General features: G+C 71.5%; 17 protein-coding genes. 4 read left to right on the top strand and 13 right to left on the bottom strand.

Translation table 11 applies throughout. From position 1 onward, the window contains the following. Positions 1–20 precede the first annotated feature (20 nt). From truB to rimP, 7 genes are all read right to left on the bottom strand, one after another. Positions 21–929 (bottom strand): tRNA pseudouridine(55) synthase TruB, encoded by a 909-nt coding sequence (gene truB / locus OG429_RS27650; protein ID WP_328927945.1) that lies wholly within the window; start codon positions 927–929, stop codon positions 21–23. Further along, positions 926–1,378 carry a 30S ribosome-binding factor RbfA gene (gene rbfA, locus OG429_RS27645; protein ID WP_214941698.1) on the bottom strand — a complete coding sequence of 151 codons (453 nt, stop codon included), beginning with the start codon at positions 1,376–1,378 and terminating at the stop codon, positions 926–928. Before rbfA ends, truB begins: the two co-directional genes overlap by 4 nt. A 28-nt stretch (positions 1,379–1,406) precedes the next feature. After that, positions 1,407–1,700 carry a DUF503 domain-containing protein gene (locus tag OG429_RS27640; protein WP_030161467.1) on the bottom strand — a complete coding sequence of 98 codons (294 nt, stop codon included), beginning with the start codon at positions 1,698–1,700 and terminating at the stop codon, positions 1,407–1,409. Between the two features lie 160 nt (positions 1,701–1,860). Beyond that, complete coding sequence (infB, locus tag OG429_RS27635; RefSeq protein ID WP_328927944.1) at positions 1,861–4,974, bottom strand: translation initiation factor IF-2; 3,114 nt, start codon at positions 4,972–4,974, stop codon at positions 1,861–1,863. A gap of 148 nt (positions 4,975–5,122) precedes the next feature. After that, positions 5,123–5,410, bottom strand: a complete 288-nt coding sequence (locus tag OG429_RS27630; protein ID WP_328927943.1) for a YlxR family protein — start codon at positions 5,408–5,410, stop codon at positions 5,123–5,125. 147 nt (positions 5,411–5,557) lie between these two features. After that, the gene (nusA, locus tag OG429_RS27625; protein WP_328927942.1) at positions 5,558–6,556 is read right to left on the bottom strand and encodes a transcription termination factor NusA; all 999 of its coding nucleotides are present in this window, start codon (positions 6,554–6,556) and stop codon (positions 5,558–5,560) included. A 2-nt stretch (positions 6,557–6,558) separates the two neighbouring features. Continuing rightward, a complete protein-coding gene (rimP, locus tag OG429_RS27620; protein WP_328927941.1) occupies positions 6,559–7,056 on the bottom strand; it encodes a ribosome maturation factor RimP in 498 nt (165 codons plus the stop codon). A 114-nt stretch (positions 7,057–7,170) separates the two neighbouring features. On the opposite strand from rimP, the gene OG429_RS27615 reads away from it, so the two are divergent. The 4 genes from OG429_RS27615 to OG429_RS27600 are packed head-to-tail and all read left to right on the top strand — an operon-like array spanning position 7,171 to position 10,140. After that, positions 7,171–7,761, top strand: coding sequence for a hypothetical protein (locus OG429_RS27615; protein WP_328927940.1), 591 nt, complete (start codon positions 7,171–7,173; stop codon positions 7,759–7,761). Continuing rightward, the gene (locus tag OG429_RS27610; RefSeq protein WP_328927939.1) at positions 7,758–8,198 is read left to right on the top strand and encodes a ferritin-like domain-containing protein; all 441 of its coding nucleotides are present in this window, start codon (positions 7,758–7,760) and stop codon (positions 8,196–8,198) included. The genes OG429_RS27615 and OG429_RS27610 overlap by 4 nt, the downstream gene beginning before the upstream one ends. 44 nt (positions 8,199–8,242) lie before the next feature. Beyond that, positions 8,243–9,148, top strand: a complete 906-nt coding sequence (locus OG429_RS27605) for an aminoglycoside phosphotransferase family protein (protein WP_328927938.1) — start codon at positions 8,243–8,245, stop codon at positions 9,146–9,148. 44 nt (positions 9,149–9,192) lie between these two features. Continuing rightward, positions 9,193–10,140, top strand: a complete 948-nt coding sequence (locus OG429_RS27600) for an SPFH domain-containing protein (RefSeq protein WP_328927937.1) — start codon at positions 9,193–9,195, stop codon at positions 10,138–10,140. 205 nt (positions 10,141–10,345) lie between these two features. Here the strand turns inward: OG429_RS27600 and OG429_RS27595 are convergent, their stop codons facing one another. The 6 genes from OG429_RS27595 to dxr all read right to left on the bottom strand — a co-directional run bounded on the left by OG429_RS27595 (position 10,346) and on the right by dxr (position 17,562). Further along, positions 10,346–12,040 carry a proline--tRNA ligase gene (locus tag OG429_RS27595; protein ID WP_328927936.1) on the bottom strand — a complete coding sequence of 565 codons (1,695 nt, stop codon included), beginning with the start codon at positions 12,038–12,040 and terminating at the stop codon, positions 10,346–10,348. A gap of 44 nt (positions 12,041–12,084) precedes the next feature. Then, positions 12,085–12,627, bottom strand: coding sequence for a GNAT family N-acetyltransferase (locus tag OG429_RS27590; protein WP_328927935.1), 543 nt, complete (start codon positions 12,625–12,627; stop codon positions 12,085–12,087). Positions 12,628–12,689: 62 nt separating this feature from the next. Further along, positions 12,690–13,535: a GNAT family N-acetyltransferase gene (locus OG429_RS27585; RefSeq protein ID WP_328927934.1), complete on the bottom strand. Its 846-nt coding sequence runs from the start codon at positions 13,533–13,535 to the stop codon at positions 12,690–12,692. Positions 13,536–13,676: 141 nt separating this feature from the next. Then, positions 13,677–14,834 carry a flavodoxin-dependent (E)-4-hydroxy-3-methylbut-2-enyl-diphosphate synthase gene (gene ispG / locus OG429_RS27580; protein ID WP_328927933.1) on the bottom strand — a complete coding sequence of 386 codons (1,158 nt, stop codon included), beginning with the start codon at positions 14,832–14,834 and terminating at the stop codon, positions 13,677–13,679. 176 nt (positions 14,835–15,010) lie between these two features. Next, positions 15,011–16,312, bottom strand: coding sequence for a M50 family metallopeptidase (locus tag OG429_RS27575; RefSeq protein ID WP_328927932.1), 1,302 nt, complete (start codon positions 16,310–16,312; stop codon positions 15,011–15,013). Continuing rightward, on the bottom strand, positions 16,309–17,562 hold the full coding sequence (gene dxr, locus OG429_RS27570; protein WP_328927931.1) for a 1-deoxy-D-xylulose-5-phosphate reductoisomerase: 1,254 nt from the start codon (positions 17,560–17,562) through the stop codon (positions 16,309–16,311). The genes OG429_RS27575 and dxr overlap by 4 nt, the downstream gene beginning before the upstream one ends. Positions 17,563–17,579: the final 17 nt, after the last annotated feature.

Below are 17,579 nucleotides of genomic sequence, written 5' to 3'. Positions count from 1 at the left end.
CAGACCAGGGCGGCGCGTGGTCAGGCGAAGACCGCGAGGGCCTTCGCCTTGCCGCCCTTGCTCTCCACGAGCCCGAGCAGGTTCCCCTGCGGCCCGAAGACCGCGACGGTCCGGCCGGCCGGGTACTCCTCCGGCATGTCGATCCGCACGCCGTTGGCGAGCAGCGAGGCGCGCCGGGCGTCCAGGTCCCAGCGCGGGAAGGCCGCGGCCGCCGCCTCGCCGATCGGCATGACGGTCAGCTCCTCCTGGAGCTGGTCCAGCGTGCGCGCCCGGTCGATCTTGTACGGGCCCACCCGGGTGCGCCGCAGCGCGGTCAGGTGGCCGCCGACACCCAGGTCGGCGCCCAGGTCACGGGCGAGCGCGCGAATGTACGTACCACTGGAGCAGACCACGGAGACGACGAGGTCGACGACCTTGGTCCCGTCCTCGGCCTCCGCGTCCCGCATGTCGTACACCTGGAACGACGAGATGGTCACCGGGCGGGCCGGGATCTCGAAGTCCTCGCCGTCGCGGGCGCGCTTGTAGGAGCGCACGCCCTTGATCTTGATGGCGCTGACCTTCGACGGGACCTGCATGATCTCGCCGGTCAGCTTGGCGATGCCCGCGTCCACGGCCTCCCGGGTGACCCCGGCGGCGTCCGTGGAGGAGGTGATCTCGCCCTCGGCGTCGTCCGTCAGGGTGTTCTGGCCCAGCCGGATCGTGCCGAGGTACTCCTTCTCCGTGAGCGCGAGGTGACCCAGGAGCTTGGTGGCCTTCTCGACGCCCAGGACCAGCACGCCCGTCGCCATCGGGTCGAGCGTGCCGGCGTGGCCCACGCGGCGGGTCTTGGCGATCCCGCGCATCTTGGCGACCACGTCGTGCGAAGTGAAGCCGGACGGCTTGTCGACAATGACAAGGCCGTCCGGAGTCTTCCCTGCGTTGCTGCTCATTCCGCGGCTGCGTCCTCGTCGTCGTCCTCGCCCGGCTTCTTGTACGGGTCGGCGTCGCCGGCGTACTGGGCGCCGGACGAGACCTCGCGTACCTGGGCGTCGGATGAGCGTGCCTTGTCGAGGAGGTCCTCGATCGTCTTGGCGGTCTCCGGGAGGGCGTCCGCCACGAAGGTCAGGGTGGGCGTGAACTTGGTTCCCGCCGCCCGGCCGACCGCCGAGCGCAGTACGCCCTTGGCGCTCTCCAGGCCCGCTGCCGCACTGGCCCGGTCCTCGTCGTCGCCGTAGACCGTGTAGAAGACCGTGGCCTCCCGCAGGTCGCCGGTGACCCGGGTGTCCGTGATGGTCACGTGCGTACCGAGGCGGGGGTCCTTGACACCGCGCAGCAGCTTCTCGGCCACCACCTCCCGGATGAGGTCCGCCAGCTTCTTCGCCCGCGCATTGTCGGCCACTGGTCCGTCTCCTTCTTATGTCTTGCTATCAGTCTTCATCACCGTGGAGGCGCCGTCGTACGGACAGCAGCTCCACTTCCGGACGTGCCGCGACCAGCCGCTCGCAGCGGTCGAGTACGTCCGAGAGGAACCCCGTGTCCCCACTCACCAGAGCGACCCCTATACGGGCCCTGCGGTGCAGGTCCTGGTCGCCCACTTCAGCCGCGCTCACGGAGAACTTGCGTTGGAGCTCAGCCACGATGGGCCGGACTACGGAGCGTTTCTCCTTCAGCGAGTGGACGTCGCCGAGGAGCAGATCGAAGGACAGAGTCCCCACGTACATGCAGTTCCGGATATCCCGCCGGTGCGGGTTCGGTGGCCTGCCGGCCGTCGCTCGGCAGGGTCACCAGAACCGTACACGCAACGGCCGGGGCCGATCGACGGATATTCCGTCGACCGGCCCCGGTGTTACGAGTTACGACACGGTGCGAACCGCCTCGCGCTTACGCGCGGGGCTTCTCGCGCATCTCGTACGTCGCGATGACGTCGTCGATCTTGATGTCGTTGTAGCTGCCGAGGTTGATACCGCCCTCGAAGCCTTCGCGAATCTCGGTGACGTCGTCCTTGAAGCGGCGCAGACCGGAGATGGTGAGGCTCTCGGCGATGACCTTGCCATCGCGCAGGAGCCGCGCCTTGGTGTTGCGCTTGACCTCGCCGGACCGGATGAGGACACCGGCGATGTTGCCCAGCTTGGACGAGCGGAAGATCTCGCGGACCTCCGCCGTACCGAGCTCGACCTCTTCGTACTCCGGCTTGAGGAGACCCTTCAGGGCCGCCTCGATCTCCTCGATGGCCTGGTAGATCACCGAGTAGTAGCGGACGTCGACGCCCTCGCGGTCCGCCATCTGCGCGGCACGGCCGGCCGCACGGACGTTGTAACCGATGACGATGGCGTCGGAGCCCATCGCCAGCGAGATGTCGGACTCGGTGACCGCACCCACACCGCGGTGCAGGACGCGGATGTCGACCTCTTCACCGACGTCGAGCTGGAGCAGCGAGGACTCGAGGGCCTCGACCGCACCGGACGCGTCGCCCTTGATGATGAGGTTGAGTTCCTGGACCAGACCGGCCTTGAGGACCGAGTCGAGGTCTTCCAGGGACACCCGGCGGACGCGCTTGGCGAAGTTGGCGTTGCGCTCACGCGCAGCACGCTTCTCGGCGATCTGACGGGCCGTGCGGTCCTCGTCGACGACGAGGAAGTTGTCGCCGGCGCCGGGGACGTTGGTGAGACCCAGGACCAGGACGGGGGTCGACGGACCCGCTTCCTCGACGTTGTTGCCCTTGTCGTCGAGCATGGCGCGCACGCGGCCGTAGGCGTCGCCCACGACCATCGTGTCGCCGACGCGGAGGGTACCGCGCTGGACGAGGACGGTGGCGACGGCACCGCGGCCGCGGTCGAGGTGGGACTCGATCGCAATACCCTGAGCGTCCTGCTCCGGGTTGGCGCGCAGGTCGAGCGAGGCGTCGGCGGTGAGGACGACGGCCTCGAGCAGGGAGTCGATGTGCAGACCCTGCTTGGCGGAGATGTCGACGAACATCGTGTCGCCGCCGTACTCCTCGGCGACCAGACCGAACTCGGTGAGCTGACCGCGCACCTTGACCGGGTCGGCACCCTCGACGTCGATCTTGTTGACCGCGACGACGATCGGGACGCCGGCGGCCTTGGCGTGGTTGAGCGCCTCGATCGTCTGCGGCATGACGCCGTCGTTGGCCGCGACCACGAGGATCGCGATGTCGGTCGACTTGGCACCACGGGCACGCATGGCGGTGAACGCCTCGTGACCCGGGGTGTCGATGAAGGTGATCTTGCGGTCTTCGTCGTTGACCTGGGCGCTGACCTGGTACGCACCGATGTGCTGCGTGATGCCGCCGGCCTCGCCCGCAACGACGTTCGTCTTGCGGATGGCGTCGAGCAGTCGGGTCTTACCGTGGTCGACGTGACCCATGACGGTCACGACCGGCGGACGCGGCATGAGGTATTCCTCGCCACCCTCGTCCTCGCCGAACTCGATGTCGAAGCCCTCGAGGAGCTCGCGGTCCTCTTCCTCCGGGCTGACGATCTGGACGACGTAGTTCATCTCGCCGGCCAGCATCTCGAGCGTCTCGTCGGAGACGGACTGCGTGGCAGTGACCATCTCGCCGAGGTTCATCATCACGGCGACGAGCGACGCCGGGTTGGCGTTGATCTTCTCCGCGAAGTCGGTGAGGGACGCACCGCGCGACAGGCGAACGGTCTCGCCGCCACCGCGGGGCAGCATCACGCCGCCGACGGACGGGGCCTGCATGGCCTCGTACTCCTGGCGCCTCTGACGCTTGGACTTGCGGCCACGACGGGCCGGACCACCGGGACGGCCGAAGGCACCCTGCGTGCCACCACGGGCACCGGGACCACCGGGACGCCCGCCGAAGCCGGGACGACCGCCGCCACCGGCACCGGCCGGACCGCCGCCGAAGCCGCCGCCACCGGGACGCGGGCCGCCGAAGCCGCCGCCACCCGCGGGACGCGAGCCGGGACCGGCCGGACGGCCGGCGAAGCCGCCGCCGCCGGGACGACCGGCGCCACCGGGACGCGGACCGCCCGCACCGGGACCACGGCCACCGGGGCCGCCACCGGGACGGGGACCGGGACCACCGGCAGCGGGACGCTGCGGCATCATGCCCGGGTTCGGACGGTTACCACCGGGAGCACCACCCGGACGGGGGGCGCCGCCCTGCGGACGGGGCATGCCGCCGGGGGTCGGGCGACCGGCGCCCTGGCCCTGCGGACGCGGAGCGCCGCCGGGACCGCCCTGCGGGCGGGGAGCACCCTGGCCGCCACCGGCGCCGGGGGCACCGGGACGGGGCGCGCCGGCCGGACGGGGCGCCTGCGGGCGCGCCATGCCGGTGGAGCCACCAGAGGTGAACGGGTTGTTGCCCGGGCGGGGACCCGCCGGACGGGCGCCCTGCGGACGCGGGGCCGCGCCACCGGGGCGCGGGGCCTGGGCACCGGGAGTGGCGCCGGCCGGGCGCGGGGCGCCGGGACGGGCACCGGCCTGGCCGCCCTGGGCCGCCGGACGCTGCTGCGCCGGACGGGGGCCGGGAGCCGCGGCGGGACGCTCGGTGCGCGCCGGAGCGGCCGGAGCCGCCGGAGGCGCGGAGAACTCGGTCGCCACGGGCGCCGCCGGAGCGGGCTTCGGGGCGGCCGGAGCCTTCGGACCGGGACGCGGGCCGGAGGCGGCCGGAGTCACCGGGGCGGGCGCTGCGGCGGCCGGAGCCTCCGCGACGACCGGCTTGGGGGCCGGTGCGCCGGGCTTCGGCGCAGCGGGACGTGCGGCACCCGGGGTCGGAGCCCCGGGCTTGGCGGGGGCAGCCTTGCGGGGCGCACCCGGCTTCGCAGCGGACTTGCCGGCGTTGCCGCCGGGCCCCTGCAGTGCGTCAGTCAACTTGCGTACAACCGGCGCCTCGATCGTCGAGGACGCCGAACGGACGAACTCACCGAGTTCCTGGAGCTTGGCCATGACGACCTTGCTCTCAACTCCGAACTCCTTGGCGAGTTCGTATACCCGGACCTTAGCCACTTCGCTCCTTTTAGGTCCGGGTTACGCCGGACCGTTGCTACTTCATGGGCGTACTCATCGCGTACTCATCGAGTGCTCATCGCAATCTCGACCTACTTCCAACTCGCGAGGTACCTGACCGCACGGGGTATCCGTGCCGTTCTACGTCTTACGGTGTCGCCTCGGCCTGACCGGCCAGGACATTGCGCAGTTCCGTCGTGTCGAGCGCTCCGGCGGACCGCAGGGCCCGGGGGAACGCCCGGCGGCGGACCGCCTGGTCGAGGCAGACCACGGCAGGGTGCACATACGCACCCCGGCCGGGCAGCGTACCGCGATGATCGGGGACGCATTCGTCCTCGATCGCCACGATGCGCAGCAGATCGCTCTTGGCCGCTCGCTCCCGACACCCCACACAGGTTCGTTCGGGGCATGCGCGGGCTTGCGTCCGGCCAGACACGCCTAAGTCTACCTCCCCGCACCGACCCTCCCCCGACAGGTTCCGGGCGAAAATCGAACGGCTGTTGTGTTGTGGTGATCCACAGGGCCGGTGTAAGGCCCTTCGTGGTCCCTGTCTACCGCCCGGGTAGCCCCGGGCGGTACCGGTTTATTCCCCGCCGCCGTCCGAAGGCTGCTCGGTGTCGGGACGGATGTCGATGCGCCAGCCGGTGAGCCGCGCGGCGAGGCGGGCGTTCTGGCCCTCCTTGCCGATGGCCAGCGACAGCTGGTAGTCGGGCACGGTCACCCGGGCGGAGCGGGTGTCCCAGTCGACGACCTCGACCTGGCTCACCCGGGCGGGTGACAGCGCGTTCGCGACCATCTCCGCCGGGTCGTCCGACCAGTCGACGATGTCGATCTTCTCGCCGTGCAGCTCGGCCATCACGTTGCGCACACGGCTGCCCATCGGGCCGATGCAGGCGCCCTTGGGGTTCAGGCCCGAGCGGGTGGACCGTACGGCGATCTTGGTGCGGTGACCGGCCTCACGGGCGATCGCGGAGATCTCGACGCTGCCGTCGGCGATCTCCGGGACCTCCAGCTGGAAGAGCTTCTTCACGAGGTTGGGGTGGGTGCGCGACAGCGTCACGGACGGACCGCGGACGCCCTTCGCCACGCGCACGACGTACGCCTTCAGGCGCAGACCGTGCGTGTACTCCTCACCGGGGACCTGCTCCTGCACGGGCAGGATGGCCTCCAGCTTGCCGATGTCGACGAGGACGTTCTTGGGGTCCTTGCCCTGCTGGACGACGCCGGTGATGACGTCGCCCTCACGGCCTGCGAACTCGCCGAAGGTCAGGTCGTCCTCGGCGTCGCGCAGACGCTGCAGGATCACCTGCTTGGCGGTCGTCGCGGCGATCCGGCCGAAGTCCGACGGGGTGTCGTCGAACTCCTTCGGTTCCTGGCCCTCTTCGAGGTCCCTCGGGTCTTCCGTCGCCCACACGACCACGTGACCGTTGGTGCGGTCCAGCACGACGCGGGCGCGGCGGAAGCTCCCGTCGGTCCGGTGGTACGCGATGAGGAGGGCCGACTCGATCGCCTCGACGAGCAGGTCGAAGGAGATCTCCTTCTCCCGGACCAGACCCCGCAGGGCACTCATGTCGATGTCCACGACTACGCCTCCTCTTCCTTCTTGTCCTTGCGGCTGAACTCGATCTCGACACGCGCCTTGGCGATGTCGGTGAAAGCAATACGGCGGGCGGTCGCCTTGCGGCCCTTCACGCCCGGGACTTCGAGGTCCAGTCCCTCGTCGTCGACGTCGAGAACGCGGGCGATCAGTTCCCCGCTCTCGGCCAGCTGGAACTTCACGAGGCGGCCGATCGCCCGTACGTAGTGACGGTGCTCGGTCAGCGGGCGGTCAGCACCCGGCGAGCTCACTTCGAGGACGTACTCGTCCTCGCCCATGACGTCGGTCTCGTCGAGCAGGTCGGACACCTCGCGACTCAGCTCGGCACACGCGTCCAGCTCCACGCCCTCGTCGGAGTCCACGATGATGCGCAGCATCCGGCGCTTGCCCGCCCGGGACGTCTCGATCTCTTCGAGGTCCAGGCCCTTGGCGGCGACGAGCGGCTCCAGCAATCCGCGCAGCCTGTCGCTCTGGGTGGTGCTCATCCGGGTGACTCCTCGGCCGCGTGTGCTGTTGTGGTTTCCGTCGTGTGTCAGGTCAAAGGGTATCCGGTCGCGGAGGGTGTTGCCGTCAGCCCTGTGGACGGGGCCCCGGGTACCGTGATCACACCCTGCCCCGCCATCACCCCCGAGGACGTCGCCGTGCCCTGGACTCTGCCACCGAGGCCCTCGCGCCGGAGCCTGCTCGCAGGAGCCGTCGGCGCGGGCGGCGCCGCGCTGCTCAGCGGGTGCTCCGCCGCCGGTTCGCCCGACACCGCTTCCGGGATTTCACTCGAACAGCGGATGCGGGAAGCGGCCGTTCGTGACAGTGAGCGGCTGCTGGAACGTTACGACGCCACCGTCGCCGCCCATCCGGACCTGGCGGAGCGGCTCGCCCCGCTGCGCACCGCGGTCGCCGCGCACGCCGCGGCGCTGTCCCCCGCCCCGGCGGGCGCACCGTCCCGGTCCGCTTCGGCGTCCCCGTCCGGCGGTACGGGGGCGGCCGCTCCCGCGCCGAGCGGGGAGCCCGTGGCGCCCAAGCCCGCCGAGGCCCTGACCGCCCTCGCGGACGCCGAGCGCAGCCTGTCGGAGGCCCGCACCATCGACCTGGCCGGCGCCCCGGGGGAGCTGGCCCGGCTGCTGGCCTCGGTGGCCGCCTGCGGCGCCGTACACGCGTACCTGCTGACCTCGACCCCCGGAGCCAAGCCGTGAAGCCCGAACCCACCACCGCCGGCCAGGCCCTGGAAGCGGCGCAGGCCGCACTGGCCGCCGAGCACGCGGCCGCGTACGGCTACGGGGTGATCGGCGCCCGGACCACCGGGGCACGCGCGACGGAGGCCCGCGAGGCGTACTCCGGCCACCTCGCGCGGCGCGACGCGCTCGCCCGGACCGTGCGGGAGCTCGGCGGCGCGCCCCGGCCGTCGGAGGCGGCGTACGCCCTGCCGTTCGAGGTCCGCACCCCCGCCGAGGCCGAGCGGCTGGCCGCCGAGATCGAGGACCGGGTGGCGGGCGCGTACTCCGACCTGGTGCGGGCGGCACAGGGCCCGCTGCGCCGCATGGCGGCCGACGCGCTGAGCGCCGCGGCCGTGCGCGCGGCACGCTGGCGTGGTGTCGGCGTAGCCTTCCCTGGGCTCACGGAAAAGCGCTGAAGTGGCACGACGGGCCCAGCACAGCTGAAAGGGACCACGCACGCATGGCTTTCGAACCGCCGCAGCGGCTTGTACGGGCGCTCGGCGAGATGCCGGAATCGGCGCAGGACGCGGACTGGCTGAGCCAGTTGCCCCGGATCACCGAGGCCGCGCTGGACCGGCGTGGGGTACAGGCCCAGCGGGTGCAGGCCCCGGGCGGCCGCAGCAGTCTGGTTGTCCTCGTCCGGTACGCCGACGGGACCCCGGCCGCTCTGAAACTGGCTCCCCCGCACGCCCGGCCCGACCGGGAGCTGGCCGCGCTGGCGCACTGGGGCGGTTTCGGGGCCGTACGGGTCCTCGATTCGCGGTACCACGAGGAGGACGGGGCGCTGCTGCTGGAACGGCTGCACCCGGAGGTCTCGTTGCGGTCGCTGCCGGAGGCGAAGGCGCTGCTGGAGGCCAGCGGCACGCTGCGCAGGCTGTGGGTGGCGCCGCCGGCCGGGCACGTCTGGGAGACGGTGGCGGAGCGGTCCGAGCGGCAGTCGGTGGCGCTGAAGGCGGCCCCGGCGGACGTCAGGGCGCTGGCCGACACGGCGCTGGCGGTGCGCGACGAGCTGGTCGCGGGCCCGCCGGAGGAGCTGCTGCTGCTGCACGGGAACTTCCGGCAGGGCAAGGTCCTCGCCGGCGAGCGTGCCCCGTGGCTGACGGTGGGCCCGGACCCGCTGGTCGGCGAGCGCGCGTACGACCTGGCGCGGCTGGTCCGGGACCGGCTGGAGGACCAGATGGCCACCTCGGCGGGGGCGGCGGGCGCCCGGCGCCGGGTGAACAAGCTGGCCGACGCCCTGGAGGTGGACCGGGACCGGCTCCGGGGCTGGACGGTGTTCCGGGCGGTGGAGTCGGGGAACCGGGCGCTGGCCGCCGGGCGGCGACGGGACGCCGAGCTGCTGCTGGAGTTCGCGGCCTGGCTGTAGGGCATACCGTTTAGATAGGTACGTCAGTCCGGCAGGGGGCCGTCATGGTCGAAGAACTGCTGACAGCGGCGGTCGCCGTGGGTGTGGGCGTCGCGGTCTACGTGGGCGCCGCGGCCCGGGTGGTGAAGCAGTACGAGCGCGGCCTGGTTTTCCGCTTCGGCAGGCTGCGCCAGGAGATCCGGCCGCCCGGCTTCGCGATGATCGTGCCCGGGATCGACCGGCTCAGAAAAGTGAACATGCAGATCGTGACGCTTCCGGTGCCCGCGCAGGAGGGCATCACGCGGGACAACGTCACGGTGCGCGTGGACGCGGTCGTGTACTTCAAGGTCGTCGACCCGGCGAACGCGATCGTGGCGGTGGAGGACTACCGGTTCGCCGTCTCGCAGATGGCGCAGACCTCGCTCAGGTCGATCATCGGCAAATCGGACCTGGACGACCTGCTGTCGAACCGGGAGATGCTCAACCAGGGCCTGGAGCTGATGATCGACAGCCCGGCCGTGGGCTGGGGCGTGCAGATCGACCGGGTCGAGATCAAGGACGTGTCCCTGCCGGAGACGATGAAGCGGTCGATGGCCCGGCAGGCGGAGGCGGACCGGGAGCGGCGGGCCCGTGTGATCAACGCGGACGCGGAGCTCCAGGCCTCGCACAAGCTGGCCGAGGCGGCGGAGGTCATGTCGGAGCAGCCGGCGGCGCTGCAGCTGCGCCTGCTGCAGACGGTGGTCGCGGTGGCGGCGGAGAAGAACTCGACGCTGGTCCTCCCCTTCCCCGTGGAGCTCCTGCGCTTCCTGGAGCGCGCCACGCCGTCGGCGGCGACGGGCGCGGAGGGGGGCCAGGCCCCGGCCGCCCCCGGTTCCGCGCCGGACGCTCAGGCCCCCTCCGCGCCCCCCTTGGGCGACGCCGAGGCTCCCCGTGCGGTGACCGGCCCGCCCACAGGGCTGTCCCTGGACGGCTCGCCGCCGCCCCCGTCGGGCACCGACGAGCCGTGCGGCTAAGCGGCCTCGGGGAAGTGGGGTGCGTTTCCGCGTCGTCCGGTGCGGTGCATCGCAAGGCGGAGCAGTGCCCTTGTACTGGACGCACTCGGGTACTGCGACAACGCGGCGAGGCGCCGTGCCTGGGGGCACCTCCCAGCGGTAGCTGGGGGAGCGGCGCGGGGACGTGCCCCACTTCCCCGAGGCCGCTGAGGGCGGCGCCGCCCCGTTACGTCAGGCGGGCCAGCGCCTCGGTGAGGGGGAGCTCCTCACGGGTGCCCGAGGCGCGGTGCTGGAGTTCGACCACCGACTCGGCCGAGCGGCGGCCCGCGACCAGGATCCACGGGACGCCGATCAGCTCGGCGTCCGTGAGCTTCACGCCCGGGGACAGGCCGGGGCGGTCGTCCAGCAGGACGCGCAGACCCGAGGACGCGAGCGCCGACGCCGCCTGCTCCGCCAGCGCCAGCGGCACGGCCTTGCCCGCCGCCACCACGTGGACGTCCGCCGGGGCCACCGCAGCCGGCCAGTTCAGTCCGCGCGCGTCCGCCGTCTGCTCGGCCAGCGCGGCCACCGCGCGGGAGACCCCGATGCCGTACGAGCCCATCGTGACCCGCACCGGCTTGCCCTCGCGGCCCAGCACGTCCAGCCCGAACGCGTCGGCGTACTTGCGGCCCAGCTGGAAGATGTGCCCGATCTCGATCGCCCGGTCGAGCCGCAGGCCCGCCCCGCAGGTCGGGCAGGGGTCGCCCGGCTCCACGACGACCACGTCCAGGTACTGGTCCACTTCGAAGTCCCGGCCGCAGACCACGTTGCGGACGTGGGTGTCCACCCGGTTGGCGCCGGTGATCCACGCCGTGCCCGGCGCCACGCGGGGGTCGGCCAGGTAGCGGACGTTCTCCAGGCCCTGCGGGCCCACGTAGCCGCGTACGAGGTCGGGCCGGCCCTCGAAGTCCTCGGCCGTGACGAGCTCGACGACCGCCGGCGCCAGGTGCTCGCCGAGCTTGCCGAGGTCCACCTCGCGGTCTCCGGGCACGCCGACCGCCACGATCTCGCCGTCGACCTTCACGAGGAGGTTCTTCAGGGTCGCCGAGGCGGGCACCCCCAGCTGCGCGGCCAGGGATTCGATGGTCGGGGTGTCCGGGGTGTCCACCTCCTCCGGTGCCGGGTGCTGAGCGGACACCGGGGCGAGGGCGAACGTCACGGCCTCGGTGTTGGCGGCGTAGTCGCAGGACGGGCAGTCCACGAAGGTGTCCTCGCCGGCCTCCGCCGGGGCCAGGAACTCCTCGGACGCCGAGCCGCCCATCGCCCCCGACACCGCCGACACGATGCGGTGGTCCAGGCCGAGACGCTCGAAGATGCGGACGTAGGCCTCGCGGTGGAGGCGGTACGACTCTTCGAGACCCTCGTCGGACACGTCGAAGGAGTACGAGTCCTTCATCTGGAACTCGCGCCCGCGCAGCACCCCCGACCGGGGCCGCGCCTCGTCGCGGTACTTGGTCTGGATCTGGTACAGCATGACCGGCAGGTCCTTGTACGAGGTGCACTGGTCCTTCACCACCAGGGTGAAGATCTCCTCGTGGGTGGGGCCGAGCAGGTAGTCCGCGCCCTTGCGGTCCTTGAGCCGGAACAGCAGGTCCCCGTACTCCGACCAGCGTCCGCTGACCTCGTACGGCTCCTTCGGCAGCAGCGCCGGGAGCAGCACCTCCTGGGCGCCGATCGCGTCCATCTCCTCGCGGACGACGCGCGAGACGTTGTCCAGGACCCGCTTGCCGAGCGGCAGCCACGTCCACACCCCGGCCGAGCTGCGCCGGACGTATCCGGCGCGGACCAGCATCCGGTGGCTGAGGGTCTCGGCGTCGGCCGGGTCCTCGCGGAGGGTCTTGGCCATGAGGCGGGACATGCGCTGCACGTGTTGCGTAGACATGCCCGGAGGTTACCGGCGGCCGTGCGGGCGGCGGAAACCGTTTCTCAGGGCCGCAGCAGGGGCAGCGGGGCTCCCATGACGGCGTACGGGAGGCTCGCGCTCGGGAAGTGGACCTGGCGGGCGAGGTCCTTGTAGCCGAGGGCCCGGTAGAGCCCGCGGGCGGGGCTGTCGGTGTCGATGGCGGAGAGGATCGAGCGCGGTTCGGCGGCGCTGTCGGTGATGTCGGTGATCAGCGCGCGGCCGACGCCGTGGCCCTGGAATCCGGGGTGGACGTGCAGCTCGGTGATCACGAAGGAGTCGTCGAGCCAGTCGTCGTGGCCGCCGGCCCGGAGGTAGGGCTCGACGATCGTGGACCACCAGTGCGTCCGGTCGTTCGGCATCCCGTAGACGAAGCCGGTGAGCGCGCCGTCCTCGGCGAAGGCCCCGAGGGCGCGGGCGCCCTTGCAGGTCATGTGGCGCTGGACGATGTATCTCCGGATGCCGACCTCGTCCTCGCTGAGGCCGAAGGCGACGGCCTGCACGCGCAGGGCCTCGTCCACGCGGGCGGCGAGGTCGAGCGGGCCGATGCGGACTCCGGAAGGCAGCATGCGGCGACCTTACTGCGCGGTAGGGGCATGCCGGTATGCCGTCGGCAAGGTCTCCTGCGGATTCAGAAGAGCACGCTCATGAAGGCGCCGACCTCGCGGAAGCCGACCCGGCGGTACGACGCCCGCGCGGCGGTGTTGAAGTCGTTCACGTAGAGGCTGACGACCGGCGCGACGTCCCGCAGCGCGTAGGCGACGACGGCGGCCATCCCGGTCTCGGAGTGGCCGCGGCCGCGGAACTCGGGGTCCACCCACACGCCCTGGATCTGGCAGGCGCGGGAGGTGGCGGCGCCGATCTCCGCCTTGAAGACGATCCGGCCGTCCTCGACGCGGGCGAACGAGCGGCCGCTGCCGACGAGTTCGGCGACCCGGGCCTGGTAGAGCAGCCCGCCGTCGCCGGCCATCGGCGAGATGCCGACTTCCTCGGTGAACATGGCCACGCAGGCGGGCATGATCAGGTCCATCTCGTCCTTGCGGATCCGGCGGACCAGCGGGTCGGCCTCGACCGTGGCGGACGGGCCCTCCATGACCATGAGGGGCTGGTGGGAGCGCACGTCGCGGGCCGGTCCCCAGGTGGGCTCCAGGAGCTGCCACAGCAGCCGGGTGGCCTCGGCGGGGCCGACGATGGAGGAGCAGCGGCGGCCCGTGCGGCGGGCGCGGTCGGCGAAGGCGCGTACGGCGTCGGGTTCGGCGCAGACGGGGACCAGGTTGGCACCCGCGTAGCAGAGGGAGCGCAGCTCGCCGTCGGCGTACCAGCCCCACATCTCGCCGCCCAGGCGCCAGGGGTCGAGTCCGGCGACCTGGACCCGGGAGGTGACGAAGGCGTTCTCGACCGGCTCGCGTCCGAGGACTTCGAGGGCGGCGTCGAGATCACTGGGCTCAAGGACCCGGGTGGTGGTCTGCGTCAACACTGGGGCCTCACCGTGCAAGTCTGCTGATCTCCGCACTGTACCCGGCAGGGCCGGAGGATGCCCGGTCCCCCAGGTCACGAAAGAGCCCCGGCCCCGGCCCGCGAGCTGCGGGAACGGGGCCGGGGCGGAAGTTCGCGGGCGTCAGACGCCGATGGCGACCGTCGGCTCGCCCGACATCACGCCGTCCTTCTCCATCTGCTCGGCGATCTTCATGGCCTCTTCGATGAGGGTCTCCACGATCTTCGACTCGGGGACCGTCTTGATGACCTCGCCCTTCACGAAGATCTGGCCCTTGCCGTTGCCGGAGGCGACGCCGAGGTCGGCCTCGCGGGCCTCGCCGGGGCCGTTGACGACGCAGCCCATGACCGCGACGCGCAGCGGGACCTCCATGCCCTCCAGGCCCGCCGTGACCTCCTCGGCCAGCTTGTAGACGTCCACCTGGGCCCGGCCGCAGGACGGGCAGGAGACGATCTCCAGGCGGCGCGGCTTGAGGTTCAGCGACTCCAGGATCTGGTTGCCGACCTTGACCTCCTCGACCGGCGGCGCGGAGAGGGAGACGCGGATAGTGTCGCCGATGCCCTCGGAGAGCAGCGCGCCGAAGGCGACGGCGGACTTGATGGTGCCCTGGAAGGCGGGGCCGGCCTCGGTGACGCCGAGGTGCAGCGGATAGTCGCAGGCGGCGGCCAGCTGGCGGTAGGCGTTGACCATGACGACCGGGTCGTTGTGCTTGACCGAGATCTTGATGTCGCCGAAGCCGTGCTCCTCGAAGAGGGAGGCCTCCCACAGCGCGGACTCGACCAGCGCCTCGGGGGTGGCCTTGCCGTACTTCCTCAGCAGCCGGGCGTCGAGCGAGCCCGCGTTGACGCCGATCCGGATCGGGGTGCCCGCAGCCTTGGCGGCGTGCGCGATCTCCTTGACCTTGTCGTCGAACTGCTTGATGTTGCCCGGGTTCACGCGGACGGCGGCGCAGCCGGCGTCGATCGCGGCGAACACGTACTTCGGCTGGAAGTGGATGTCGGCGATGACCGGGATCTGCGACTTCTTCGCGATGACGGCGAGGGCGTCGGCGTCGTCCTGGGTCGGGCAGGCCACGCGGACGATGTTGCATCCGGAAGCGGTCAGCTCGGCGATCTGCTGGAGCGTGGCGCCGACGTCGGAGGTGCGGGTCGTGGTCATCGACTGCACCGAGATGGGTGCGTCGCCGCCGACGGCCACCGACCCGACCTGAATCTTGCGGCTGACCCTGCGGTCGGCAAGCTTCGTCGGCACGGCCGGCATTCCGAGAGAGATGGCAGTCATCTGCTGTACAACCCCAAGGTGTGGATCAAGGTGCCGAGATCGGCGGGCTCCAGGTTTCGAGATTACGCCAACCAGCACGCGGCCCATGCATCCCGGGGGGCGAGCCACCCGAACGTAGGGAGCCGGGCACGATGCGTGCCCGGCTCCGGTACGTCTGGGGCAATGCCCCGGACGGGCTAGGTGATCTTGATCGGGTTCACCACGTCCGCCACCATCACCAGCAGCGTGAAGCAGATGAAGAGCCCCGCCACCACGTACGCGACGGGCATCAGCTTGGCCACGTCGAACGGGCCGGGGTCGGGGCGCCTGAACACCCGTGCCACATTGCGCCGGACCGACTCCCACAGGGCGCCGGCGATGTGCCCGCCGTCGAGCGGGAGCAGCGGCAGCATGTTGAACAGGAACAGCGAGAGGTTGAAGCCGGCCAGCAGGTTGAGGAAGAACACCAGCTGGTGCTGGGCGGGGATGTCGAGGGTGAAGATCTCACCGCTGACCCGCGCCGCGCCGACGACGCCCATCGGGCTGTCCTGCTTGCGCTCGGCCCCGTTGAACGCCGCGTCCCACAGGTCCGGGACCTTGGAGGGCAGGGCGATCAGCGACTCCACGCCGCTCTGCATCATGTCGCCCATGCGCGTGACGGACTGGCCGAAGGACTGCGGGACGTAGCCGGAGGCGGGGGCGAAGCCGAGGAAGCCCGCGGTGACGTACTGGTCCTTGACGTAGTTGCCGCTGCCGTCGGTCTTGGCGACCTTGTTCTCGATCAGGTTCGCCTTCAGGTCGATCCGCTGGCCGGCCCGCTCGACGGTGATGACGGCGGGGCCGACGGTGGCGCGGATGTCCTTCTGGAGCGCGGACCAGTCCTGGACCGGGCGCCCGTTGAAGGCGACGATCTTGTCCTTCTGCTGCAGCCCGGCCGCCTTGGCGGGGGCGGCCGGGTCGCCCGCGACGCACTTGTCGCGCTTCTCGCTCTGCTGGATGACGCAGTCCGAGACCGAGCCGACCACGGTGGTCTGCGTGTTCAGCCCGAAGGTCATGAGCGTGGTGAGGAAGATCGCCACGGCCAGGACCAGGTTCATGAACGGGCCGGCGAACATCACGATCACGCGCTTCCACGGCTTGCGCGTGTAGAAGAGCCGGCTCTCGTCACCGGGCTGGAGCTCCTCGTACGCGGCCGAGCGCGCGTCCTCGATCATCGACCGGAACGGCGACGTCGAACGGGCGGTGACCTTGCCGTCCTCGCCGGGCGGGAACATCCCGATCATGCGGATGTAGCCGCCCATCGGGATGGCCTTGATCCCGTACTCGGTCTCGCCCTTCCTCCGCGACCAGATGGTCGGCCCGAAGCCCACCATGTACTGCGGCACCCGGATGCCGAAGATCTTGGCCGTGGAGAGGTGCCCCAGCTCGTGCCAGGCGATGGAGACCAGCAGGCCGAACGCGAAGATCACGACCCCGAGCACCGTCATCAGTAGTGTCATGCGCTCGCCTCCACGGCGGCCCGAGCCGCCATCTCCCGCGCCCGGGCCCTGGCCCAGACCTCTGCTTCGAGGACGTCCTGGACCGTCAGGGAAGTTCCCGACTCCGGCGTCCCGTGCTCATCGACCACGGCAGAGACGGTATCCATGATTGCTGTGAACGGCAGCCGACCTGCCAGGAACGCCTCGACGCACTCCTCGTTGGCCGCGTTGAACACGGCCGGGGCCGTGCCGCCGAGCGTGCCCACGTGCCGGGCGAGGCCCACCGAGGGGAAGGCCTCGGTGTCCAGCGGGAAGAACTCCCAGGTGGACGCCTTGGTCCAGTCGAACGCGGGGGCCGCGTCCGGGATCCGCTGGGGCCAGCCGAGGCCGATCGCGATGGGGCCGCGCATGTCCGGCGGGGTGGCCTGGGCGAGCGTGGAGCCGTCCGTGAACTCGACCATCGAGTGCACGTAGGACTGCGGGTGGACCACGACCTCGATGCGGTCGAAGGGGATGTCGTAGAGCAGGTGCGCCTCGATGACCTCCAGCCCCTTGTTGACGAGGGTGGCGCTGTTCACCGTGATCACCGGGCCCATGGCCCAGGTGGGGTGCGCGAGCGCGTCCTTGACCGTGACCCCCGCCAGCTCCTCGCGGGTGCGGCCGCGGAAGGGCCCGCCGGAGGCGGTGACCACGAGCTTGCGCACGTCGGCCCGGGTGCCGGCGGCGAGCGCCTGGAACAGCGCCGCGTGCTCGGAGTCCACCGGGATGATCTGGCCCGGCTTCGCCAGGGCCTTGACCAGCGGGCCGCCGACGATCAGCGACTCCTTGTTGGCCAGGGCCAGGGTCCGGCCCGCCCGCAGGGCGGCGAGGGTGGGCGCGAGGCCGATGGAACCCGTGATGCCGTTGAGGACGGTGTGGCACTCGGAGGCGGCGAGCTCGGCCGCCGCGTCGGGCCCGGCCAGGATCTCGGGCAGCGGCTCGGTGGCGCCGTACTGGGCGCTCAGCGCCTCTTTCAGGGCCGGTACGACGTCCTCGCGGGCGACGGCCACCGTCTTGACCCGCAGCAGCCTGGCCTGCTCGGCCAGCAGCCCGACGCGCCCGCCGGCGGCGGACAGCGCGGTCACCCGGAACCGGTCCGGGTTGCGCAGGACGAGGTCGATGGCCTGGGTGCCGATGGACCCGGTGGAGCCGAGGATGACGATGTCCCGGGGGCCGGCCGCGGGGTCGAAGAGGAGGTGCGGATCGGCGAGGGGGGCTGGGCGGTCGCTCATGCCCCCCATTGTTGCCG

The sequence above is a fragment of the Streptomyces sp. NBC_00190 genome, from assembly GCF_036203305.1.
In the GTDB taxonomy this organism is placed as follows: domain Bacteria; phylum Actinomycetota; class Actinomycetes; order Streptomycetales; family Streptomycetaceae; genus Streptomyces.
Note: the sequence above shows the minus strand (reverse complement) of the source record. Positions and strands in the feature narration are given on the sequence as shown.